Genomic DNA, 24,913 nt, shown 5'->3' with positions numbered 1-24,913 from the left:
CACCCTTGCCGATTATCGATAAAGCTTACCTTCTCATTGCTACTGTTTTACGTTCATCAGCACCTGCGTCATCTGATCGGCCGTCGTTATAACCTTGGCGCTGGACTGGTAGGCCCGCTGCGCCATGATCATCTTGATAAATTCCCGACCTGTGTCCGTATTGGACATCTCAATCGAATGGGATTGTATCTGCCCCAGCCCTCCGGTTGCGGGTTTATTGATTACGACCGGGCCGGATTCATTGGTTTCGACAAAGTAGCTTCCCGTCATGTTCAACCCTTGCAGGTTGGCGAAATCAGCAAGCATCAGTCTTGCCACATTCTGCCTCTGCCCATTGGAAAACATCCCTTCCACAAGTCCGTTGGGTTTAACGTCCAGACTGGTCACTGTGCCTGGGGCATAACCGTCAATGGTAAGCGAAGCAACCTTGGAAGTGGCTGCGAAACTTCTTATATTCTCGGCGCCTTCTCCCACCAGATTCCAGGTTAGATCGCCCTCGAGTCCAATGGTTGCGCCATCGGCAAGCGCTCCCCCCGCCGCATAGAAACGAACGGTTTTATCCACGGCGGCCTCTTCGTTCTGGACAATGTTAAACGAGATGGCATCATCTAAGGCCCAGGCGCCCGTTAGAGTAAAAGTAATGTCGTCGCCGCCGATACCGTCCATATCTATGCCGATCAGATCATCAGCGCCAGAAATTCCATAGTTTAACGACATATTTTCATACCCACCATTGGTAAATGTCCAGGTATTTGTATCAGCGCCTCTGGTCAAGACAATCGGCGCGGTCGTATCCTTATATAACTGACCGGAATTGTTTACTTTCAGCACTGCATCCCCATCACCAGCCGTTGTTACAGCAGGAGCAGGCGTAACATCGGCGGTGTAAACCATCTCCACTAACCCCTGCGAGTCAAACTTGATGCCGGAATACTGCTGTGCTTCTGCCTCTGCGCCATCCATTGTGGTCTTAACGCCCCAGTAGCTGGCGTTCTCGGTTTTCATGAAGGTTGTGCTGAGAGAATGTTCAGCGCCGCGCGAATCGTACAGAACCTGGGAAACATCGAATGTCTCTCCTGTCTTGGTTTGTGAATCAAGCGTCAGACCCAGGCTGAAGGTGGTAGATGACTTCGGAACGGACTGAATGTTGCGCAAATCCATATCAGTCAGAGAGGTATCTTCTATCAAACCGGTTTCATCAAACATGTGTCCCTGCACCGTGTAGTCGTTTTTGTCGGCAAGGAACCCGGTCTTATTCACTTCAAAACCGCCCGCCCGCGTGTACAACGTTCTGTTGTCACTGTCTTTGACGATAAAAAAACCGTTTCCGTCTATGGCCACGTCGGTGGCGTTTCCGGACGATTCAAAAGACCCCTGATCAAATATCTTCGTTATCGCCGACACGCCAACCCCCTGCCCGACCCGCTGCTGCGAACCGCCAGCCAGGTTCTGGCTCAGCATGCTGTTGAAAAATGTATCCGACGCCTTGAACCCGGGCGTATTGGCGTTGGCCAGATTATTGGCGATTACGTCCAACTGTTTTTCACTTCCCGAAAGTCCTGTTGTCCCTATCCATAATGATGTTGCCATATTCAATTCCTCCTGGTTTTATTTTTTCTGATTTATAAAGTTACCTTCATTGAAAACGCTGGTTCTTTATTTCACCGATACCACATCGCCAAAAGCCACTTCCTGATCATTTACTGTAAGAAAGATGGAGTTATCCCTGAATTGAACGGCGGAAACCATGCCGGTGACGGTCTTGCTCTCGGCAGTGTCCTTATCAACGATTTTTGCCTCTACCTCCTTGCCAACCAGGCTTACCGATTGCAAATTCATAAGAGCGCTGTAACTTGCGCCTTGCGCTTCCAGTGTCTTATTGAGATTGGTCAGCTGCTCGAGACTCGAAAACTGGGCAAGCTGGGCGGAGAATTCGGCGCCGTCCTGCGGGTTTAGAGGATCCTGATTCTTCAATTGCGCTATCAGCATTTTGAAAAACTCGTCCTTGCCCAATGAACTGGCTGATGCGGTTGAACCAGTTTGCGAAGAAGAACTTGTCGCACTCGCACTGTTTACTATACCCGTTGTATCTACCATACCAACACCTCCCTTTAACTTATCAGACAAAAATGCTTATAGTGCGGTCCATCTGACTATTATGCATGATATTTCCGGTTAGCGCTCCCAAACTGCCGGACAGGACGGGAGCTTCATAATTTTTCCCTTCTTTTTGCCCTCTCTCCTGATTTTGATGGCGCCAGAGATCGCCCCCCCGGGAACCGTCATTCATTGGGTTGGGATTTTCCCGTAATTGAAAATCAAGGCTGTTTACCTGCAGCCCCTGGGACTGCAAAGCGTTTTTCAATTGTTCCTGCTGTCCTTGCAGCGCCTGCACCACATCCGCTCTTTCCGCGATTATGAAAACATGCACCCTGTTTTCGCGGACAACAATATCCATATCAACGCTGCCAAGGGATTCCGGATACAGATTTATCCTTACCCGGCTGGAACCCTTTAAGGCGCCTTCCGGCAATTGACTCATAACCTGATCTGTAAGATTACGACCTTCCGCAGGAGCTGAAATATCCGCGCTGAAGAACTGGCGACCGACATTATAAGAATTAGTTTCGACAATATCACTGGCGGCAGCCTTGACTGCGGATTCCTCAGTCGGAAAAATTTCTCGGACCTTTTGCAGTTTTTGCGAAGATGAAAGCGACGCTTCCCCTGCCCTGGGGTTGATTATGCCCAGTAAATCGACTTTTGTCTGGGAAATGGGCGTTTCTAAATTTTTTTTCGGGACAGCCTCATTCAGCCCCTGGTCTTTCGCCAAAACCGCTCCAGCATTTCGGCTGCTCTCCGTAGTCAATGTGACTAAAGCTTCTCCCGACCGGTAGGCCGCAAAAATCCCTCTATCCTGGGAAGACGCTGTTTTGGCATCCGCATAATCACGAACCGGCGTCTGTGCAAGCTCACTGTCAAGCTTCCCCGCCGGCAGCTCAAGACTGCTTGAGGGCGTTTGCAGATCAATGTCACCATCCTGGTTGCCGGAAACTGCCGTACCCGCTGATAATTTTACCGCGACGTCGCCATCCTGACGGGCGAAAGCAGCATGGACCGACGCTGCAGGTTGATCTGCTGCAGGCAATGCCGCGGGGACATTCCCCACCTCCGGGAAATTATTGCCGGCGCCAGTATTCAAGACAACCTTATCTACCGATTTCTCAACCGGAAAGCTTCCCCTGTCATTTTGCGCCTCTGACAAACCAACATTTCCGGCAAGCCGCTCAACGGATATTTCACTCAGGACACTCCCTCTGCCCTTCTGAGGGTTTGAGGCAGAGACAACCGATGCTTCCCGTAACTCGCTGCTACTTATTTCCAGGGAATCTACCGTTGCTTGGGCATAAGAAGTTTCTGAATGTTTTTCCGGCACTGCCTCTGTCAGCGGTTGTCCTTGCGGTAAAACCGCTCCCGCAGTTCGACTGCTCTCGGGAGAAGCTGCGGTGAGAGTTTCTCCCGACCGGTAGGCCGCAAAAATCTCTCTATCCTGGGAAGACGCTGTTTTGGCATCCGCATAATCACGAACCGGCATCTGTACGAGATAATCACGAACCGGCGTCTGTACGAGCTTACGGTCAAGCTTCCCCGCCGGCAGCTCAAGACTGCTTGAGGGCGTTTGCAGCTCAATGTCACCATCCTGGTTGCCGGAAACTGCCGTACCCGCTGATAATTTTACCGCGACGTCGCCATCCTGACGGGCGAAAGCAGCACGGACCGACGCTGCAGGTTGATCCACAGCAGGCAATGCCGCTGGCACATTCACTGTAACATACTGATATTCATATTCAATATGTTCGTCACCAACTAAAGACGCTTCATTAGAAAACACAGACGTCCCCGATAATCCCGCATCAATTGCAATACCTTGTTTAGTTCGCGCTAATTGCGCATCGGCAGACACTTTGTCTTCTTGAAATCGCATCAGAATTTCATCGGTGATTTTTTCTTTAGGGAACTCACTGTCAATCGTTCCGGAAACAGACAGGGGCTCTGACTTGAGATGATTGTCCTCATAACTTTCGTTATTGTTGCAGCCAACCAGACTATCCAAACCATTTTGCAGGAGCGAAGAAAAAGCGCTTCCTTTGCCATTGCCAGGATTTTCGGAGCTCGACAGGAGGATCTCTCCATCAACCACGGGAGCGCCTTTACCCTTTTTGAGAGAGTTATTAAAATCGAGAAGCTCGTTTTTAGTGAAAACATTTTTTACCATTGCCTAAGCCCCAATCCTATTTTCGGAGCATAGAAAAGCAATATATATGCCACAGCAAAAAATTGATATTTGATTATTTATATTAATCAGTTACAAAAATTGATTATCAAGAAATCGTGGAAAAGGGAAAAAAATTCCGACTGAATTTACCTTGGATGAAAAAACTTTCTTCTATTGAGGTAATTGCAAAACTCCCCATTCTTGTCATTCCCGCAACGATTCTGAGCGGGAATCTGGTTCTAACTGCTTGAAAAACCATATTCCCGATAGAGACATTCGGGAATGACAAATAGTTTTGCAATTGGCTCTATTGTAAAATCTTGTCTATGAGGGTTCTTATCATGGCCTCTGCTTGCCGGCGCTGGTTATTTCACGCGTTATTTCTACCGCCTTCTGGGGGCTTAGATATCCCCAGATAGCGCCGGCCTTATCCTTTTTCATATTCATTGTGATCCCTGCGGCGGTTTTTAAATCCATGACCTCCAGCATTGCTCCGGCTTTGGCGGCAGGCGTCGAATCGAAAACCTTGGCCAAATCTTTGAATCTCTTGGAATCGGCCACATTTGCCCGATCAAGCTCCGCATCGAGTTTTTCCTGATCTACCTTTAACAACTCTATCTTTTCAATAATCTCCTTTTTAAGCGCCAAAAGCCTCTGCTCTTCGGTTTTCAGAAAAGCCTCCCTCTTGTCCAGTGTTTTTTGTTTCTCCTCAAGGGCGGCAATAAGAGTGCGCGGCCCGTCATTAGAATCCTTTTTTTCTTCTGTCAGGGAACCTTGGGGAGTTTTTACGGGGACGGAATAGTCCTGGCTTTTTACCGGAGGCGTCTGGGCCTGCGCTGATAAAGGTTTTTGCATTACCCCCGCTAAGGCCGCGATCTTCAGGGCAAAAAAAAGAAACACCAGAATCTGTGCCAATGCCGTAATTTTCTTCATTTATTCTTTCTTGCGAAGGACTGAATGGCCGTCTCTTCGATGGCTTTGCGCTCCAGGGTGGCAATACCCATCTTAAATTCCGCCAACTTGTGTTCTTTAATAATATCAATCATCTTTCTGTCTTTTACCGTTTCCAGCAGTTCCCTTCTCAGCCGCTCCACCTCGACAGCAACCCGGGCAACTACCTTCTGCTGGATAAGCTCTTTTTCGCTGAGAATTCCGACATAGGCCAGGGAAAAAGAAACATCGGACGCATAAAACGTACTCTGCTGAATGTTTTTCAGTTGCTCTACGATTTGCTGCTTCTCCTTGCATATGCTTTCCAGCAGTTTTTTTTCCTCAACCAGTTTCCGTTGCATGTCGGCAAATTCGGTTAGTTTTTTTTCTTCAACGGTTTTACGGTAATTAAGCACCGGCTGGAGATTGAAAGCAAACATGGCAGTTACCTTATATCAAGAGAAGGTGGTTCAAAAAGGGCAAACAATTCCCTTTTCGAAATTTCAAAATCGACGGTTTCATGAATATCCTGTTTCAGAAAGGCGTTAACCCTGCCGACCATGCTGATTGCATAATCTATCTCCGGATTGCTTCCCTTGACATAGGCGCCGATATTTATCAGATCCTCAGCTTTTTTATATGTTGCCAGGATATTCAAAATCCTGCCCGCCCTTTCCCGATGCTCATTATCAACAATGTCAACCATTGCCCTGCTGATGCTTTGCAGCGGATCGATTGCAGGATAGTGATTCTTGTTCGCCAAATCCCTTGATAGAGCAATATGTCCATCAAGAATGGACCTCGCCGCGTCGGAGATCGGCTCATTGAAATCATCGCCCTCAACAAGAACAGTATAAAGACCTGTAATGCTGCCCTTTTTCTCGATGCTCCCACAACGTTCCAGGAGCTTCGGAAGAATGCTGAAAATTGAAGGGGTATAGCCTTTGGTCGTAGGAGGCTCGCCAACCGCAAGGCCCACCTCCCTTTGCGCCATCGCAAAGCGTGTCAGGGAATCCATGATCAGAAGGACATTCGCCCCCTTGTCCCGGAAATATTCGGCGATGGCAGTAGCCACATAGGCGGCCCGCATCCGAATCAAAGGATGCATGTCGGAAGCGGAGACCACGACTACCGATTTTGCGAGGCCCTCCACGCCGAGATTCTTTTCCAGAAATTCACGTACCTCCCGACCCCTTTCCCCAATCAAGCCAATTACGTTGACGTCGGCCTTACTATCCTGGGCAATCATTCCCATAATGACGCTTTTGCCTACGCCGGAACCGGCAAAAATTCCCATTCGCTGTCCCTTGCCACAGGTAAAGACACCATTGATGGCGCGTATTCCCAGATCCATCGGCGCCGATATTCTGCCCCGGAGCAGAGGATTGATGGGCTCCGCATAGATCGGATATTCATCCTCAAAGTGAACGACGCCCTTGCCGTCAATCGGCGCACCCAAGCCGTCAACCACCCTGCCGAGGAGTTGACTGCCGACCATGGTCGTCGCCTTTCTGCCCAGAAACATTATCTTGCAGCCCGGCCCCAGCCCCTGCATGCTTTCAAGAGGCATCATCAGGACTTTCCCCTGCCTGAAACCAACAACTTCAGCGGTTACAAAACCTTCCCGACCATTGGAATAGATTCGGCACGTATCGCCAATGGAAACGGATGTTCCATAACCTTCCACCATAAGCCCGGTAATTTCGCTTACCTTCCCGCTTGTCGCAATTGCATTGACCTGCTCGAGAAGATGGTGGTACTTGGCAAAATCGATTTGATCTGAGCGCATGGCATCTCTATTTAAGAAAAATATACAGTTATATTTTGAATGATTCCTTTATCTTATCAAGCTGTTTTTCCAAACGTGCATCTACCTCCAGGTGCTCCGTCTCCAGCGCAACGCCACCCCTTTTTATTCCCGCATCGCCCTCAAAAACTGCGTTTTTGAAGGCCGCGTTTTCCTGAAAGAGGTCATTTTTAAGCTCCATAATCACGCGCAGGTCATCCGGATTTAACCGCACTTTCAAGCCCTTTTCATTAGCAATTTCTTTTACCGCATCTTTCAGGACTGACAGAACGACATCACTGCTTGCACTCACCTCTGTATGAATTACCTTCCGAGCAACAGCAAGAGCCAGTTGCAGCACATCTTTTTCATTTTCCTCATAAAACTTTTTTTTAAGTGTTCCAATTTCCTTCACTGCCGCCGACATTGCGACAACCGCATCAAGCAGCTCCTTTTTTCTTAACTTCTCGCCTTCCGCAAAACCCTTTTCATAAGCCTCTTTTTTCACTGTATCGATTATCTTTACCCATTTTTCCTGTTCCGGGCCAAGGGATTTGAGCCCTGATTGTGATGATCTGCTTCCGCTCTGCCTATCCTCCCTGTTTTCTGAAGTTAGTGCTGCGGAATTTGGTCTTCCCTTCAGCAGTTTTACGTTTTTTGCTTTAATGACTGTATCAGACGAAGGCATCCTCCGCCCCCCCTCGTTGAATAACAATCTTCCCCTCATCTTCAAGTCTCTTTGTTACTTCTACTATTTTCCGCTGACTGGCCTCTACCTCGGAAAGCCTGATCGGGGGCATCATCTGAATCTCTTCCTTCAGCATTTCCGCTGCCCGTTTGGACATATTACGATAAATCTTATCCCTCATATTTTCATCAGTCAGCTTAAGAGCACGAGAAAGATCCTCGGAGCTGATCTCGCGCAACAGCTCCTGGATACTTTTATCATCGAGTTTGAGAACATCCTCAAAACTGAACATGAAATTACGAACTTCGGAGGCAATTTCAGGTTCAATCTCATCCAGGGCGGAAATAATCGCACTTTCACTGACGCGCCCCATCTTGTTCAATATCTCTCCTATGAAACGGGCCCCGCCAAGTTTTCGGTCGCTTTTTGCGCCTGTGGTTATCTCTTTTTCCAGTGTATTTGCAACTTCCGCAATGAATTCATAAGGGACCCCCTTAAGAGTCGCCATCCTTTTTGTTATCTCGCACTGGAGCGGCTGCGAATAGCAATCCAGCATTTCCGCCGCCTGCTCGGGACGTAGATGGGCCATAATAAGAGCTATCGTCTGGGGATGTTCAGTTTTAGTGAAGTCCGCCAGCATCTTTGGATCAACATCCCTTAATTTTTCAAGAATCGGGTTTTCCGAATCTCTATCATTGGCGATATCGCTCAATATCTGTTGCGAATCCTGTTCCCCAAGCGCCTTCATTACAATATTCCTCGATGTTTCCGAGCTGACGGTCAAACCATGCCACTGTTCCCTCGCTATTCCGCAAAACTCACTTGCCACCGAATTAACCGTGTCCGCAGAGACATTGGTCATTTTACTCATCTGTCTCCCCAACCTTTTTATATCAGCGGGGCGCAGATTCTTCATTACCCTGGAGGCTAAATCCTCATCCAGGGCAAGTAGCATTATCGCCGCTTTTTCTTCATCATTCATAAAACCATCATACCTTTTTTTATAATAAGGCCTCTTAATCCTGGATTATTTAAGCCATGTTTTCAGTACTTCTGCAAATTTTTTGGCGTCTTCCTCTGCCAGTCTCTTTGCAAGCTCACGATTCGATAATTCTTTCTGTGCACCGCCCTCCGAAAAGGAAGAAATATTAACGGTATCCTCAACCGGAGCGCCGACTGCGGACATCCCTCTCAGCTCTCCCAGGGAACGAGAGATATCTCTTGTCATAACCTCTTTGAGCAGTGGCCTGACAAAAAACATAATCAGGACGAAAACTGCAATAAATGCCAGCAGATACTTAATCAAAGGAAAGAAAAAGGAAAATTTTTCCCGCCAGGTTGATGGCGCCGGCAGATCGCCTGCCAAATCAACCTTGCTGAAAGGCATTTCGGTGACAACAATCTGATCGCCGCGCGCCGTGTTTATCCCGACAGACTTTTGCACCAGACCGGCGAGGGCGTCTATATCCTTTTGTACTCGCGGCTGATAAACCTCAGCGCCCTTATCATTTTTAGCGTAAACACCGTCAATCAGAACAGCCACGGATATTTTTTTAACGGCGCCCACGGGCAGAACCGTCTTGCTGACCACCTTGTTTATCTCATAGTTTATTGTCTCGTCCGCTTTGTCATGTTCCTGGTTATTGGAATCCGCGGCTGCGTTTGCCGGCGCCGTGGTTTTGTCAGTCATTCTTTTGACACTTCGCACCACCGGCGACTCGGGATCGTATTTTTCTTCCGTTTGCTCAATAATACTGAAATCCATCTCGGCAGATACCCGGACAACAGCCTTGCCCTTTCCGACAACATTCTCCAGAAGCGACTGAATGCGCGAGGCCATTTCTTTTTCGGCTGCCCGCTGATAGTCAATCTGGGCCGACGTCATTTTCGCTATCTTTGAATCGGAAGGCATGCTGGAAAGGACATTCCCTTTGCTGTCAACGATTATAACATCTTCGGCATTCATCCCCTCCACGCTGCTTGCAACCAGATGAGCTATGCCCTCTACCTGCAAGGGACGAAGCGACTTCCCCGGTTTTAACTTAACGGTGACAGAAGCAGTTGACTTCTTCTGCTGCTCAATAAAGAGTGAATCTTTGGGAAGGGCCAGATGAACCCTGCTTTGCTGTATCTCCTCCAAACTGTTTATTGTACGGGTTAATTCCCCCTGAAGGGCCCGACGGTAATTTATCTGCTGCTCAAATTCTGAACTGCCAAAAGACTTTTGATCGAAGATCTCAAATCCGACGCCTCCGCCCTGGGGCAACCCGGCGGTCGCCATTTCCAGCCTCAATTCCGCGACCCGTTCCGCCGGAACGGATACCACATCTCCACCCGGCGATAGGCTGTAGGGAACCTTCTTCTCTTGGAGTTTACTTACTATGCTGCCGGCATCTTCACTGGAAAGATTGGAGAAAAGCACCCGATACTCAACCTGCCCGCTATAGTAAACAATAAAACCTATGCCGGCCAGGGCAATTATGGTTACCGCCACGAGCGACATTTTCTTCGCCGGCGAAAAGGAAGCAAGCACAGCCTTTAATTTCGACAAGAATTCTACGAATTGGTCCATCTTTTTGTCCAATTAAATACGGATATACCTCTTTAGCCGCTCCCCACCTTTAAACCTGAGTTCTCATAACCTCCTGATACGCTTCCAGTATTTTATTCCTCACCTGCATCATGGCGCGAAAGGAGATATCGGCTTTTTCCAGAGCGATCAGGGCCTCATGGACGCTTGCCGTGTTGTCTAACTGAACCTTGGCAATCGCTTCATCAGCATTTTGCTGTAGTTGATTAATACCCTGAACAGCCTCATTAAGAACCTGGGAAAAATCTTTTCCTCCGGTTTGTTTATCCCCCGGGGATTTAACCTTATCAAACCCCGGCGGCAGTAAATCGCCACCCCTGATAATCATGTCCTCCATAAATAACACCCCCTTGCCTCGATTTTGTATTTACATTACCTTACTATTTCCCTATATCTAGCGTTTTTAAAGTCATATTCTTGGTCGCGTCAAGCGCGGTAACACATGCCTCATAGTTTCGGCTGGCCGTGATCATTTCCGCCATCTCCAACATCAAATTGATATTTGGCTTCGCCACATATCCTTCCGGATTGGCGTCGGGATGCTTCGGGTCATAAACCATCTTCACCCCGTTATCTTCCACAATCTTTTCCACCTTAACCGACATTACCGCATTATTCAGGGTCTCCCCGAAACTGTTCGCCAGCGGTTCCGACGAAAGAACCGCGGTTTTCCTCTTATAAGGGCCGCCTTCCGCTGTGCGCGTTGTCTCAGCATTGGCAATATTGCTCGTTATTACATCCATTCTGGTCCGCTGCGCCTGGAGTCCGTCACTGCAAATTTTAAAAGACGCTGAAAAATCCATCTTACTTTGTCTCCTTTAAGACTGTGTTCAATCCGCGAAACTTTCTCGCCAGCATTTCCACGTCCAAATTATACATAATATTGTTTTCCGCCAGTTCCGCCATCTCCTTATCAATTTCGACCTTCTCTCCCGACTGGGAGACCTGAAAATCGCCGCCCTTTCCGCCCCCTGATTTTATGTGCCGAGGATTCGTTGTCGTAATTTCCAGTGATTCGTTTTTATTCATTATCTCGTCAAGATTTCCCTTAAAATCAAGTGACGACGGCTTGTAACCCGGGGTATCCAAATTGGCTATATTAGAAGAGATCACTTTATGACGTTCCGCCCGGAAATCGAGCATGTTCGATAAAAGATCGATCGTCTTACCAAAAAGTCCGTTCATCGGCTATCCTCCCCTTCATCATTTATGCAAGCAATATGCCATTTTTCCCGCTTGTTTTACCACGCATAAGTTATCTTATTTTGGCTAAAGAATCGCCCCAATACTTTATACCGAGGAAAAAAATTCCCGTCTCCGGAACATTATCGCCTTTTTTATGAACAGTAAGTTTACGCTTTGTGAACATTAAGCTTACGCTTTCAGTCATCACTGCCGGCTTCGCCATATTCGTGCAGTTTGTTGCGAATCGTCCTTATGCTTACCCCCAATATCTTTGCTGCCTCGGACTTGTTGCCGGCAACGGCCTTGAGTGTGTCAAAGATAAGCTTCTTCTCCATATCGCTGATAGTGCCTGATGAAGCAGCGCTTCCACCTCTATTTTCCGCCAAGGGCGCCATCTCGGTCCCGCCGTTATTGTCCAAATAAAGATTTTCCGCCCTTATAACGCCATCCGCACTAACCAAAAAAGCCCTCTCAATCGTGTTCTCAAGTTCCCTGACATTGCCCGGCCATGGGTAAGAAAGCATAGCCGCAAGCGCCTCTTTCGTTAGTTCCGGTTGCGACTTCCTATTTAGTTTACTGTTTTTATTAAGAAAGTGATCAATCAGAAGTCTAATGTCGTTTCCTCTTTCCCGCAAGGGAGGAATCTTTACCGGGATTACATTCAAGCGATAGTACAAATCGTGACGAAAGTTCTTTTCCCGGACACGTTCCAACAAGTCTGCGTTTGTTGTGGCAATAATCCGGACGTCAATAGGCACCGGCGCTCTTCCCCCGACTCTGTCAACCTCCGATTCCTGCAGAACGCGCAGCAGCTTCGCCTGAAGCCCCATGTCCATTTCGCTGATCTCATCCAAAAGCAGTGTCCCGCCGTTTGCCAACTCGAATTTCCCCGGGGTTCGCTGCAGGGCGCCGGTAAAGGCGCCTTTTTCATAGCCAAACATTTCGCTTTCCAACAGGTTGTGCGGTATTGCGGCGCAGTTTACCGCAACAAAAGGTTCTTTCCCCCGGTCGCTGTTGGTATAGATGTACCGTGCAAACAACTCCTTCCCTGTACCGCTTTCCCCGTAAATAAGGACAGTGGATTTACTCTTGGCAACACTTTTCAACATTCCCAGAATAGCGTTAATTCTTTCATTTTGCGTTATTATTGCCCAATTTTGGCTTTTTTCCAGCGGCTGCTCGCCGGCAATTTCGTCTTCTTTATCGGCCCGCAAAACATTCTTTACCTTGGTTTCCAGTTCTTCGAGGGAAAAAGGCTTCAGCAGAAACTCCGACGCTCCATATTTCATCGCCTCAACCGCGTCTTGTACAGTGCCATATGCCGAAATAATAATAACCGGGGTATGAGGCTTTACCTTCTTAACTGCCCGTAGGACATCAATCCCTGTCATCTTCGGCATCCTCAGATCGGTTACTACAAGCGCAAAACCAACCTTGTGGAATTTTTTGACGGCAACAGCGCCGTCTTCAGCCATCTCAACTTCGAAGCCGCAACTCTCCAGAGACTCGGCAAGCGCTGTTCTCATTGCAAAATCGTCATCAACTACAAGGATCCGCTGCATCTCCACCTGTCGTAGATTTATTTATTGATGATGCCCAAAAAGCCAACTTTTAACTTCTTAATTTTCGCTGCGCCAAAATATTGGCAGTGTTCAATGCGGCCTGACATCGTACGGAAGCAGAACGGTTACCAATGTCCCCCCCCTTTCAGCGCCTTCTATGTGAACAGTTCCCTTATGCAACTGAACAATATTATGAACAATTGTCAAGCCAAGTCCAGACCTTCCTTCTTTTGTGCTGAAAAAGGGATCAAATATTTTTGGCATATTCGCTTCCGGAATGCCTGCCCCGTTATCCTTAAAGACTATCTCCAGGTAATAAGCAGCCGCTCCGGCGGCACTACTCTCCTGGAAGACTTTCGTCTCTATCTGCAACTTGCCTCCCTCCGGCATGGCCTGGATAGAGTTGAGGATGATGTTAAGAAACAGCTGCTTGAGCATTTCCACATCACCAATAACGTTTGGCTCGCTTTCGGTAAAGCGGCAATCAATCGCAATATTGCCCTGGGAAGCAATGTATTCCGCAAAAGACAATGCCTCTTTCAGCATTTCATTAATATCGACCCGTACCATATCAGGAACTCTTGTTTGAGTAAACATAAGTAGATTAGCGATCTTGTAATCCATTCTCCGTACCGCTGTCTCAATCTGTTCCAGCCGCTGCCTATCTTTTTTCCCCGTTACATCCTTCATCAGCAAGCCGGTAAAAAGTTCAATGCTTCCTAAAGGATTCCGGATTTCTTCGGCAATGTAGGCAGCCATTGCCGCCATAAGCGCAAACTTCTCGCTCCTTTTCGCCATCTCCTCAAGTCTTTCCACCCGAGTGACATCATGAAGCACCAGCACATTCCCCGACGCCTCGTTATTTCTCGTTGCAAGCAGAGAACTGAATATTTCTATTGATCTGCCTTTCAGCTTGATTTTATTCTTGTCTAGCATCGATAAATATTCAGAAAATGAACTGCCTTTTTTTTGTTCAGTTTCAGGAATGTCTAAAACGACCCAGATATGTTTTCCTTTTGCATCGCCTTCCTCGATCTCTGCAAATATTCCGGCAGACCTGTTAAGACGCTGGACTTTGCCTTCAATGTCGGTAACAATGACCCCATCGGTCAAACTTTCGAGAATGTTTTGGAGATAATTTTTAATTTCCTCCTTTTCGGAGACGGAACGTTCAAGGTCTATGTTCTTTTTTTCCAGTTCAGTATTGATATTCGTAAATTTTGCTTCAAGATCGGCGTAAGAACGTTTGAGAGAATCGGTCGAGGCGTTAAAATTTTCCAATAATTTTTTTAGTGACATTATTTCATTCATTGTTTGCCTCTGCTATCCAGCCCCCTCGAGCTTTGCGAAATAAAATAATCAGCTATCCCCGGCCAGAAGTCGCCATCAGGAACCCCTTTAATCTGGGAAAAAGATTTCTCCGCCGCCCCCAAATCATCCATAGCGCTATATGCCTTCCCGATTCGCAACATCAACCATCTTTTGCTTTCCTGGTCAGAAACATATTCCAGAGCTTTGCGATACATGGCAACCCCTTTATCGAAATTATTCTGTCGCCCGTAAACATCCCCAACACCGGCGTATATTTCTGATAAAATAGAATTATCACAACCGTCACGGTTGCTTTCACAATACTCAAGGGCTGTAAGAAATATTTTCTGCGCCTCGCCCGTCATTTTTTTGGCTGCCAGGCAGCGGCCATAATTCAAATAAAGACCAGCGTCCCGTTGCCCGCCCTGTTTGATAACCTCATAGTAAATGGCTGCCGCCTTCTCAAAATTTCCTAACGCCAAATAAAGATCGGCCAGCCTTCTTGTCACGTTTGGCAGCATTTTATTATTGCCCATTAGCCTCCTGCCGGAAAGTTGACGTAGTTTATATTCAGCGGCAACGCTATCCTTCAACGCAATATCCACCTCGGCAAGGGCTATCAAAAGTTCGTCGTCATGACCATCTTTTCTGACATCAATTAATTCATTATATATGCCCCTTGCCTCTCTGTAAATCCCAATATGCTGCAAGCTCCTGCCAATTTTAAACCCGGTTGCGTAATCCTCGGAGAGGGTAACTTTTCCCCGCAGTTTGAAATACAGATCAGCTACTGCCGGATAATCGTTCTTCGCATAACTGCTATCGACAAGCGCTGCGACAGAAGTTTTCATGTTCTGCAAAACCTCATCAATGAATTTTCCCCGCGGATACTTGTTTAACATTTCTAAATAATTATCTAAAGCGCCCCGGACATCTCCATTTTTCTCAAGTGCCTTTCCTCTCCAGAACATTACCCGTTCCAAATCCCCTGCCCCCCCTTTCGCCAGAATCCTGTCGTAAGTTTGCAGAGGGTGCAAATAACTATCAACATTCCAGATATTCGCCGACAACTTAAGCCCTGGATTTTCCAGGCCCAGCTTCGCCAGCGCCAGCTCACTTGCCCCAGCTTCCTTGGTTTGCGGATATTTTTTTATAAATAGACCATAAAGTTTGACCGCCAGATGGACATATCCGTTCTTATCGGCTGCCTGTGCCATGGTAAAAAAGGCGTTTTTCCCAAAATCATCGTTTGGATAAAGATTTGCCAGAACCGAGGATGTCTGAAAGGCATCATCATATCTTGCCAGGGCAAAATAACTATTGCCCATGCTATCCATCACATGCTCGGGCAGATCGGATAAATCCGGCCACTTTTTTCTCGCCGAGTCAAACCATTTAACAGCTTGATCAAAATCGCGCAGTCTGGAAAGGGTATCGCCGATCGTGAAATATGCCTGCTTGGCAAAAATGCCGTTGGGATATTTTTTTATATATCTGGATAATTTTTCGAATATTTTTTCTTTTTTCCCCGTAGAAACAAGTGCGTACCCGCTTTGGAAAAAAGCCTCTTCAGCAAAGGGAGAGTCGGGATAGTGCAAAACTATACCCTCCCAGGCCGCTGCCGCCTCATAAAAAAAATTTAATTTCTGATAACTTTTTGCCATTTTGTAGTAAGCAATGTCGTTTCCTGAGGCCGGATCAGGGTAACGATCAAAAACCATTTTGTAATGATCAACGCTCTTGAGCAAAGCTTGAGAATCGCCTTTTTCCCCGATTCCATACCATGAGTCGGCGATCATGCGTAGCGCCGCTTCCGCTGAGCGCTTATCAGGATGTCCCGGACTTGCAAAACTATTCAGAAGTTCTATGGTTTCTGAAAAGCGTCTCTCTTGAAAAGCTCTACCAGCCTGATCGATAATGGAATTGGCTGCCGCCGATTCTATTTTTGGGCTGTTCGCATCTGCCGGAGGACTGCCCTTCTCGGGAATTCTATCCTTCTCCACTTCAACTTTTATTTCTGAAGCTTTTAGTTCCTCAACCTTTGCGTTTAAGGAGGTATTCCCGGCAATAGGCAGCGCCTTCCCTTTATTTGCCTTTGCATCCTGAGGAGCAAGTCCTGCGGAATCAACTACATAAAACTTCCTGATAGGCCCCAATCCCCCGATATTTTTCTTTTTCAATGCAGCGATTGCGCTCTTCGCTTTTTTCAGATCCCCGTACTTGCCGGCATAAACCCGGTACCATGTACCTTTTTCAGATATTTCTACCTTGTCTATAAAGACCGGAATGCCCTGCTTCTTGAGTGAATCGGCATACTGACGAGCGCTTTTTTCCGTGCGGTAGGAACCATTATGAATGCTGTAATAAATACCTTCATTTGCGCCCGTCACACCCTCGGACGGGGATAATAAGCAGCCAATTAACAGCAAAGCAAAAATTATAATTCGTTTCATAACGCTACCAGGATGAAAACATAATCGCCACCGCCTGAATATGCATGCAATTATTGAACCAAGCATTCAGAAAAAAATACTAAGTAGCGGTTGCTCCGTTTCCTCTCAACCGCCATTGTAAAAAATTAGCAGTACCATAAAAGTATGCAAGTATATAAGCTTCCCTCAAGGGAATGGCAAGCTCGGGGAAGTGAAAATAAATGAAATTGGTCCAGAGGTAAAAAGAGAAAACCCGCCGCCCGGGATTTTTGCTCCCGAGAGGCGGGTTTTCTTTCTAACCTGGTGGAGGCGGCGGGAGTCGAACCCGCGTCCGGAAACCTTCCATTGCACTTTCTACGTACGTATCTTCTGATTTGGATTTCGCTTTTGCGGGCTCCCGGAAGCAGGATCCCGCGATCGCTATCCTGTTTATTTTTCGCCCCCCTTGCCCCAGGCTTGCAAGAGCGGTTATCCTGCCTTCATGACGCCCCCAAACCGATCCGACAGGCGGGAGCGGGGGAACGTTAGCCGACTAAGCGGCTAAAGCGTAATCGTAATTATCTGCGATTATGTTTTCCTGCCTGTTTTACGAGGCCTGCAGGAACCTCGGTACGCTTATGCAACTTCAAATATCCCCGTCGAAACCGGGACGCCCCCAATATCTTTAATAAACACTGAAAACTTCTTGGCTTTAGCCTATGCATCTTTTCCTTTTATGTCAAGCTGATATAATACATGTGATGTCAAACATGCAATATCTCTTCATGAAACCGTCTTCGTATAATATATAAACCCCTGCGGCTGACTTATAGAATACGCCCTATCGGTTCCTCTCCCGCAGCCCCCGCTCAATCGCCCGGCGGTCCTCCTTGAGCTTCATATCCTCACGTTTGTCATAGAGCTTCTTTCCCCGGCCGACGCCGATCTCCACCTTGATTTTTCCATTGCGGAAGTACATCCGCAACGGGATCAGCGAGAGCCCCCTCTCCTGAAACTTTCCGTAAAGCCGTTTAATCTCGCTCTTGTGCAGCAACAGCTTCCGAACCCGCAGCGGGTTGTGATTCTCCCGGTTTCCGTGCGAATAGGGGCTTATGTGCAAATCGTAGAGAAAAAGCTCCCCCTCTCTGATATTGGCATAGCTGTCCTTGATGTTGGCCCGGCCATCGCGGAGGGCCTTGACCTCGGTCCCCTGCAGGACAACCCCCGCCTCATAGGTTTCATCGATAAAGTAGTTCAACCTTGCCATCTTGTTCTGACAGATGGATTTTTCCCCCATCTCCTTTTTTTCCTTCATTTTTCCCCTCTCCCCTGTCAATTCAACAAAGGTCTAATTTTTATATCATTTTCCGCCCAGCTTTGCCGGAAGATAATCGGTTTTGACATGGCCCATTGACTTCCAGATATTCTCCTTTATCTCAGGATTCTCCTCGGCAAGTTTTTTGAGCATATCCTTTATGTAGCGGCGGCGGGAAACAGAGCTGGTAGGACAGAGCTCTTCAGTAACAGGGAATCCCTGTTCCGCGGCAAACTTCTTCACCAGCGCTTCCTTCATATATGCGAGCGGCCGGATGATATGCAGTTTTCCCCCGAAAATCGGCTGATCGGGAACCATCGTGCTTATCTCCCTCCCATAAAAAATATTGATCAGGAGGGTTTCGATGATGTCATCCCGATGATGGGCAAAGGCGATCTTGTTGCAGCCATGTTGTTCGGCTATCTCGAAGATCCGCTTGCGGCGAAGCCGGGAACACAGGAAACAGGGGTTCTTACGGTTGTAGTCGCTATGAGAAAGCAGCCCGATATCCGTCCTGTCAATGACAAAATCATAGCCCCCCTCCTGAAGCCAGCGGGCAAGAACCCCGGCGCCAATATCCTGCGGGTCGAAACCCAGATCGATATGGACAGCCATGACGGAAAAAGGGGGAAGATAGAGCATCGGGGTATTCAGCAGACTCAGCAGAGCCATACTGTCCACCCCGCCGGAAACGCCAACTAGCACCTTGTCTCCGGCGGAGATCATCCCGTAATCCAGTACTGCTCTTTCCAGCCATTTCTTCAAATGAAGAAACAATTTCGTCCTTTTTATCCCGTTTTCCAACGCACCCACTCCAGTTTACACGATTCTACTTGACGTTGCCCGCCATAGCAAGAAACTTTCGTTGCTGGCGGGAAAAATCGGCTTGAAAAGCATCGCCTGTTGGTATAGAAAAGCATACGTCTGTATATCTTCGCTACAAGAATGGCAGGGACAAATAATTATCACCCCCCCGCCACCCATGATTGCAGTTTCGGAGACAATGCAATATTTTTCCAACCTATAACAAAAAAGGAGGCAACAATGACAGAAATCATCAGCATCAACGCCAGAGAAATTCTCGATTCACGAGGGAATCCGACAATCGAAACCGAGGTAACCATTGCCTCCGGAATTACAGCCCGGGCGTCAGTGCCGTCCGGAGCTTCGACCGGTGAACATGAAGCCGTGGAGTTGCGGGACGGTGACAAAAAACGCTATCTGGGTAAGGGCGTCTTGAAGGCCGTAAACAACGTCATGGACAAGATAGCGCCGGAAATTATCGGGATGGACTGCCTGAATCAACGGGAAATCGACATGCAGATGATCTCGCTCGACGGGACGGAAAACAAGGGGAAACTGGGCGCCAATGCCATTCTCAGCGTCTCTCTGGCCTGCGCGAAGGCAGGAGCGGAGGTTCTGGAGCTGCCGCTTTACCGCTACGTCGGCGGCGTCATCGCCCATGAAATTCCGGTGCCTATGGCCAACATCATCAACGGCGGCCAGCATGCCGACAATAACGTTGACATCCAGGAATTCATGGCCATGCCGGTAGGAGCGACGAGTTTCCGCGAAGGCATCCGCATGGTTGCCGAGGTATTTCATAATCTGAAGGCAGTCCTCAAAACAAAGGGTTACAACACCTCAGTCGGGGATGAGGGCGGATTTGCCCCCAATCTCAAATCCAATGAGGAGGCCTTCGCGCTCATTGTTGCGGCCATCGAAAAGGCCGGGTACGAGCCGGGCAGGGATTGCGCGATCGCAATCGACACCGCCGCCAGCTCGCTCTACAGTAAAGGCAAATACATCATGAGAGCGGAGAAGAAGCCGGAAAAAACATCCGAGGAGATGGTAAAGTATTACGCCGCCCTCTTGAAAAAGTACCCGATTGTCTCCATCGAGGACGGCCTTGCCGAAGACGATTGGGATGGTTGGCAAATGATGACGGAGGCCCTCGGCGGAAAAATTCAGATTGTCGGCGATGATATTTTTGTTACCAACCCCAAACGTCTTAAGAAAGGCATCGAACTCGGGGCGGCAAACTCCATTCTCATCAAACTTAACCAGATCGGCACACTGACGGAAACGCTTGCGACAATCAAGCTTGCCCACGAGTCGGGCTTTACAACGGTCGTCTCGCACCGGTCGGGGGAGACGGAAGACACCTCGATGGCCGATATCGCCGTCGCTGCCAACTGCGGGCAGATCAAAAGCGGTTCCACGTCAAGAACGGAAAGACTGGCGAAGTACAACCAGTTGCTGAGAATCGAAGAAGAGCTGGGCGATGCGGCGATTTACCGGGGTAAAGCGGTTCTGTATTCGATCCGGGGTAAAAAATAACAGCTTTGGCGCAACAAACAACCTGTCGGTGCTAATCCTTATAAGCTAAGGAAAGCACCGCCTGGTTGTGTTTTTTCAGAGAAATTTAAACAGGCGGCGGCGCAGCGACTCCATTTGCACCTTGTTTTCCGCCAGCGCATAGCGCCTGGTCAATCTCTTTTCTCCCTTTTCCGGCACTTCCTGAATGGTAATGATGCTAACATCCTGCAGGTATCGTATTGCGCTCTGGTAGTTCGACTGCGAAAGAGCCTCCGCCCTTCTTATCTCTCCTTTGCGGTACATCCTCTCCCCCAAGCCGCGGAGATTCTTGAGCCACTCTTTTTCCGCTTTCGGTCCTTTCTTCAGATGGTAACATCCCCTGATTGCTACCCAGTAAGATTCGGTATAATTCTGCACAAGGCCGGAGAAGGGCAAAAGTTTCGTTCTCCCCAGCCCCTTGACCTCTATCCAGGACTTTTCATCCCGGTCAAACATATCGATCATACCCTGATCGTAAAAATAGCAAAGTAACTCCTTAAGTTCTTCAAGACTGTCTTTCTGGTCATCAAAGATAAATTCATGTCGGAAAAGACGCTTGAAGAAAATAAAATCATTATGAATTCTATTCACGGGAATCATATCTTCCGCTGTCGCCAGAATGGATGTCGCGACAAAGCTGAAAGGAATAAAGTAATGCAGGATATTGTTTTTGTAGTACTCAAGATTTAAGCGCTTGTCATCCTCCAGCGAATAAACAACCTCCTCAACGTCTTCTTCCTCTTCATCCTCTGCCCCCATGCGGGATATGAGCCCGGACTGAGCAAAGAGATTCAATGCTTCCGAAATAGCCTTCTCCCGGTCGGCAAAGGTCATTGCGAACGGCGCCCGGCAATAAGAGAGGCATTTGTAAAAAAGCCCAATTACTTCCGTTAGTTCCCCAAGAGAGATGCCCCGCCGGTCGTAACACAAAAGGGCGGCTGCGGTCAGCGAAAGGGGAGTCACCACAGAAACCTCGTTGATCTCACGGACAACCTTATAGCCGATTTGCCGGTAGAGTCTCTGGCGTTCCCCAACCGTCATCTCCTGCATAGGTTTCTCTTGAGCGGCCAAGTAGGACTTCAGCAGAATAGGTTCACCGACATTCATATAGACACGGCCATATCTTTTTCGCAGGAGGCCGCCGCTCCTGATCATAGCGGTAGCCTTCTCCTTCTCCTTGGGAGCGCCTCCGAGCTCCTCAAGATAGGCCTTCTCCTCGATCACCCGGTCGTAACCAATATAAACAGGAACCACCGCCAGATCTTCACATGCCTTCTCCTGATAGGCATCGATGATCATGGAAAGAAGCCCATACTTGGGCATCACCATTTTTCCGGTCCGGCTGCGCCCGCCCTCGATGAAAAATTCGAGGGGAAGCCCCTCTTTGAGAAGGGCTTGGACATAGCGGTTTAATGCCTCGGCGTAGAGACCATTGCCCTTGAAACTTCTCCGCAGAAAGAAGGCGCCCGATTTTCGGAAAATGTAACCCATGGGGAAAAAAGCAAGATTGTTACCCGCGGCTACAAACGGCATCTGGATGTTGTTTTTGTAAAATATGTAGGAAAGCAGAAGATAATCGAAATGGCTGCGGTGGCAGGGAATGATAACAAAAGGCATCTTTTTGGAAACCTGCCTAATCTTTGCGAGGCCATCGCCATCCACTACAACCCCGTCATAAATGTTGTTCCAGAGCCAGGTGAGAATATTTGCCCAGATTTCTACCGCTGTTTCGCTGTAATCGGAGGAAATTTCACGGAGGTATCTTCTGGCCGTCTTTTTGATTGCCGGTAAATTGCCTCCGCCCTTCTTTCCTTTCGCCGCCATTTCTACCATGAACGAGATCATCTCTTTATCCTGCATGATCATTTCCGTTATCTCGTCCCGGGACTTCAGGAGCGGCCCGACTATCGCCTCCTTTTCTTCATCGATCCTGCCGATCAGCTCCTCCCGAAGCTGGCGCGCCAGAGACTCGCGACTTATATCCGCGTCCGCGCTTATATATTCTGCGAGATTGACCGGTTCGGTTGAAATAACAGAGACCCTGCTTGCGTACCTCAAAAATGTTATAAACCGGCGCAGCGATCCTGTCGAGTCGCTCTGGCCGAAGAGAATATTGAAAATATTTTCGTTCTCTTTCTCCCGCCTTCTTCCGTATGTGATCAGTTCCGGGCACAGATATATCGGCACGGCTGAACTCTCCTGAATCTCGAGCAACCGTTTGAGCGTCTCTTCAACAAAGTGATTTTCGAATATCTCCGATTCCCCAAGGTGGATAATAACGGTTTTCCCGGCGCGGACAAGCTTATCGAGATGATTCATCCTTTCTAAATTAATCGTTTTTTTTCTCATTACCCAGTGGGTGAGATGGGAGCTTATTACCCTCAGTGCCTCGTAAAAAGGCTGCCAGATTATCATGTTGACATCATGGCTGTAAACAGGTTCGGGAATTCCTTTGCGAAGCGCAAGCTCTCTTATAATCAGGCTGTTGAGCTGACTTTTGTTTTTTAGAACATAGACAACAACACCCTTTTGAGCGATTGATTGCAGCTTTTCAACTATCTCGTCAGAGACCGCTACTCGTGAAAGCACCTTGTGAACAAGCAATGAAAAAGGAAAGTTTTGCTCCCGATAAATGCTCCCCGCATGGCGAACGCCGATCTCAGCAGTACCCCCTTTTATTCTTGACAGAACGGACATTATTCCCCTTCTTCCGGTCACTTCACTGGCTGATTTCGGAAAAATCTTCAGGAAAACGCTTGCGCATCTCTTCTCCGACAAAGGTCTTTATTTCCTCTAACGACGAAAGGGACAACACCTTTTCGAGAAGGAACTCGGCCGCCTTTAAGGTAATCCCCCTGATGATCTTCTTCACCCGGGGAATTGCCAGCGGGTTCATGCTTAGCTCGTCGAGTCCCATTCCGACAAGAATCATCGTATAGGCCGGCTCTCCCGCCATCTCGCCGCACATCGCCACCCTTATCCCGGCATTGTGACCGGCATCGACAACGCTCTTGATCAGTCGCAACACCGCCGGATGCAGAGGTTCATAAAGATAACTTACCTGCTCGTTAATGCGGTCAATAGCCAGCGTGTACTGGATAAGGTCATTGGTGCCGATACTGAAAAAATCAACCTCCCTGGCCAGCTGGTCGGCAATAATGACCGCCGAGGGGATCTCGATCATGATTCCTGTTTCAATTTTCTCCCCTAATTGGATCCCTTCCGACAACAGGTCGTTTTTCACCTCGGCCAGGATGCTTTTCGCCTCCCTGATCTCCTCTATCCCGGAAATCATCGGAAACATGATCCGCAGTTTCCCATAAACGCTGGCCCGCAGGATTGCACGTAACTGAACCTTAAAAAGCTCTTTCTCCTTCAGGCAAAACCTGATTGCCCTCATCCCGAGCTGCGGATTCATTTCATGAAAACTTTTTTTATCCGGAAAAAATTTGTCGCCCCCCAGATCAAAGGTGCGGATCGTCGCCCAGGAAAGTCCTTCCACCCCTACGACAGAACGGTAATTGGCCAGATGTTCCTCCTCGTCCGGCAGTTCCTGTCGGTTTATATAGATAAATTCCGTGCGGTAAAGGCCGATACCTTCCGCTCCGTGATGAATAGCCGAGGGAATTTCTTCAATAAATTCAATATTTCCTCCGATCTCCACCCTGTGATTATCCTTTGTTACAGCAGGCAGACCTGCGTAATCCAGCAGATCATCCTGCGCCTTTTCGTAGAGTTTTTTCTTCCATTCATACCGCCTCCTGATCTCAGGATCGGGATTGACAATGACCACTCCGGATGAACCATCGATGATAATGTCATCGTTTGTACTGACTGCACTGGTAATGCTTTTCAGGGCGACAACTGCCGGTATCTCCATCGAACGAGCAACAATGGCCGTATGGGAAGTCTTCCCCCCCACATCCGTGGCAAATCCCAGCACCTTATCGATCTTGAGCTGAGCTGTATCGGCAGGAGACAAATCAGAGGCGATTATAACGACCCCTTCCGGCAGCTCGAGCGGAGCATGATGTTTGCAGGCAAGGTTATTGATAATTTTCTGGCCCACATGCTGAATGTCGGTTATGCGGCCCCGGAGGTAATCATCCTCCATCCGGTCAAACATCTCCTGATACTTTTCCAGCGTCATCCGCACCGCCCATTCGGCGCTGACGGACATCTCCCGGATGTTTTGCATCGTCAGGTCTATAAACTTCTGATCGCGCATGATCATGATGTGGACATCAATGATATAAAGCGGTTCCATGCCGCCACCGGAATCAACGAGCTTTTTTTTCAGTTCAAGAAGCTGTGTTTCCGATTCGTGCAGAGCCTCCAGAAAACGATCAATCTCAGCTGGGATCAAATCCGCATCGCTGAGTTTGCAGAACGGCGCCTGTATGTCCATCCTGTTGAAGAGATGCGCCTTTCCTATAATAACCCCAGGTGAGACGCCTATTCCCTTCATAACAAAAGTTTTGGTTTTATCGTCGTCCATGCA

20 protein-coding genes and 1 other RNA gene are annotated in these 24,913 nt (G+C 48.2%); 1 reads left to right on the top strand and 20 read right to left on the bottom strand.

Annotated features, from left to right (window positions below):
• Positions 1-39: 39 nt before the first annotated feature.
• From M0P74_01425 to M0P74_01340, 18 genes are all read right to left on the bottom strand, one after another.
• Positions 40-1,590 carry a flagellar hook-basal body complex protein gene (locus tag M0P74_01425; GenBank protein ID MCK9362253.1) on the bottom strand — a complete coding sequence of 517 codons (1,551 nt, stop codon included), beginning with the start codon at positions 1,588-1,590 and terminating at the stop codon, positions 40-42.
• A 66-nt stretch (positions 1,591-1,656) separates the two neighbouring features.
• Positions 1,657-2,097 (bottom strand): hypothetical protein, encoded by a 441-nt coding sequence (locus tag M0P74_01420; protein MCK9362252.1) that lies wholly within the window; start codon positions 2,095-2,097, stop codon positions 1,657-1,659.
• A gap of 22 nt (positions 2,098-2,119) precedes the next feature.
• Positions 2,120-4,276 carry a flagellar hook-length control protein FliK gene (locus tag M0P74_01415; GenBank protein MCK9362251.1) on the bottom strand — a complete coding sequence of 719 codons (2,157 nt, stop codon included), beginning with the start codon at positions 4,274-4,276 and terminating at the stop codon, positions 2,120-2,122.
• A gap of 339 nt (positions 4,277-4,615) precedes the next feature.
• Positions 4,616-5,209 (bottom strand): hypothetical protein, encoded by a 594-nt coding sequence (locus M0P74_01410; GenBank protein ID MCK9362250.1) that lies wholly within the window; start codon positions 5,207-5,209, stop codon positions 4,616-4,618.
• Positions 5,206-5,646 (bottom strand): flagellar export protein FliJ, encoded by a 441-nt coding sequence (gene fliJ, locus M0P74_01405; GenBank protein MCK9362249.1) that lies wholly within the window; start codon positions 5,644-5,646, stop codon positions 5,206-5,208. The genes M0P74_01410 and fliJ overlap by 4 nt, the downstream gene beginning before the upstream one ends.
• Positions 5,647-5,651: 5 nt before the next feature.
• On the bottom strand, positions 5,652-6,995 hold the full coding sequence (locus tag M0P74_01400; protein MCK9362248.1) for a FliI/YscN family ATPase: 1,344 nt from the start codon (positions 6,993-6,995) through the stop codon (positions 5,652-5,654).
• A gap of 28 nt (positions 6,996-7,023) precedes the next feature.
• Entirely contained in the window at positions 7,024-7,680 is a 657-nt protein-coding gene (locus M0P74_01395; GenBank protein MCK9362247.1) for a flagellar assembly protein FliH, read from the bottom strand.
• On the bottom strand, positions 7,667-8,662 hold the full coding sequence (gene fliG / locus M0P74_01390; GenBank protein MCK9362246.1) for a flagellar motor switch protein FliG: 996 nt from the start codon (positions 8,660-8,662) through the stop codon (positions 7,667-7,669). Before fliG ends, M0P74_01395 begins: the two co-directional genes overlap by 14 nt.
• Before the next feature lie 45 nt (positions 8,663-8,707).
• Positions 8,708-10,252 carry a flagellar M-ring protein FliF gene (gene fliF / locus M0P74_01385; GenBank protein MCK9362245.1) on the bottom strand — a complete coding sequence of 515 codons (1,545 nt, stop codon included), beginning with the start codon at positions 10,250-10,252 and terminating at the stop codon, positions 8,708-8,710.
• A 49-nt stretch (positions 10,253-10,301) separates the two neighbouring features.
• Positions 10,302-10,607 (bottom strand): flagellar hook-basal body complex protein FliE, encoded by a 306-nt coding sequence (gene fliE / locus M0P74_01380; protein MCK9362244.1) that lies wholly within the window; start codon positions 10,605-10,607, stop codon positions 10,302-10,304.
• A 43-nt stretch (positions 10,608-10,650) separates the two neighbouring features.
• Positions 10,651-11,073, bottom strand: coding sequence for a flagellar basal body rod protein FlgC (gene flgC, locus M0P74_01375; GenBank protein ID MCK9362243.1), 423 nt, complete (start codon positions 11,071-11,073; stop codon positions 10,651-10,653).
• 1 nt (position 11,074) lies between these two features.
• Positions 11,075-11,455, bottom strand: coding sequence for a flagellar basal body rod protein FlgB (gene flgB, locus M0P74_01370; GenBank protein ID MCK9362242.1), 381 nt, complete (start codon positions 11,453-11,455; stop codon positions 11,075-11,077).
• Between the two features lie 197 nt (positions 11,456-11,652).
• Positions 11,653-13,017, bottom strand: coding sequence for a sigma-54 dependent transcriptional regulator (locus M0P74_01365; protein ID MCK9362241.1), 1,365 nt, complete (start codon positions 13,015-13,017; stop codon positions 11,653-11,655).
• 90 nt (positions 13,018-13,107) lie between these two features.
• On the bottom strand, positions 13,108-14,328 hold the full coding sequence (locus M0P74_01360; protein MCK9362240.1) for an ATP-binding protein: 1,221 nt from the start codon (positions 14,326-14,328) through the stop codon (positions 13,108-13,110).
• Positions 14,325-16,781 carry a tetratricopeptide repeat protein gene (locus M0P74_01355; GenBank protein ID MCK9362239.1) on the bottom strand — a complete coding sequence of 819 codons (2,457 nt, stop codon included), beginning with the start codon at positions 16,779-16,781 and terminating at the stop codon, positions 14,325-14,327. Before M0P74_01355 ends, M0P74_01360 begins: the two co-directional genes overlap by 4 nt.
• A gap of 280 nt (positions 16,782-17,061) precedes the next feature.
• Positions 17,062-17,417, bottom strand: a transfer-messenger RNA (tmRNA) gene (gene ssrA, locus M0P74_01350).
• A gap of 163 nt (positions 17,418-17,580) precedes the next feature.
• Positions 17,581-18,054, bottom strand: a complete 474-nt coding sequence (gene smpB, locus M0P74_01345; protein ID MCK9362238.1) for an SsrA-binding protein SmpB — start codon at positions 18,052-18,054, stop codon at positions 17,581-17,583.
• A 45-nt stretch (positions 18,055-18,099) separates the two neighbouring features.
• Positions 18,100-18,858 carry a hypothetical protein gene (locus M0P74_01340; GenBank protein ID MCK9362237.1) on the bottom strand — a complete coding sequence of 253 codons (759 nt, stop codon included), beginning with the start codon at positions 18,856-18,858 and terminating at the stop codon, positions 18,100-18,102.
• Between the two features lie 240 nt (positions 18,859-19,098).
• Between M0P74_01340 and eno the strand changes: the two genes are divergently transcribed.
• The gene (gene eno / locus M0P74_01335) at positions 19,099-20,394 is read left to right on the top strand and encodes a phosphopyruvate hydratase (protein MCK9362236.1); all 1,296 of its coding nucleotides are present in this window, start codon (positions 19,099-19,101) and stop codon (positions 20,392-20,394) included.
• Positions 20,395-20,469: 75 nt separating this feature from the next.
• Here eno and M0P74_01330 read toward each other — a convergent pair whose 3' ends face one another.
• Together M0P74_01330 and ptsP are read right to left on the bottom strand one after the other, a co-directional pair.
• Positions 20,470-23,109, bottom strand: coding sequence for a 1-acyl-sn-glycerol-3-phosphate acyltransferase (locus tag M0P74_01330; protein ID MCK9362235.1), 2,640 nt, complete (start codon positions 23,107-23,109; stop codon positions 20,470-20,472).
• A 22-nt stretch (positions 23,110-23,131) separates the two neighbouring features.
• Entirely contained in the window at positions 23,132-24,910 is a 1,779-nt protein-coding gene (gene ptsP / locus M0P74_01325) for a phosphoenolpyruvate--protein phosphotransferase (protein ID MCK9362234.1), read from the bottom strand.
• Between the last annotated feature and the right edge of the window lie 3 nt (positions 24,911-24,913).

The sequence above is a fragment of the Syntrophales bacterium genome (assembly GCA_023229765.1).
Lineage (GTDB): Bacteria > Desulfobacterota > Syntrophia > Syntrophales > UBA5619 > DYTH01.
This window is presented reverse-complemented; position numbering and strand designations above follow the sequence as displayed.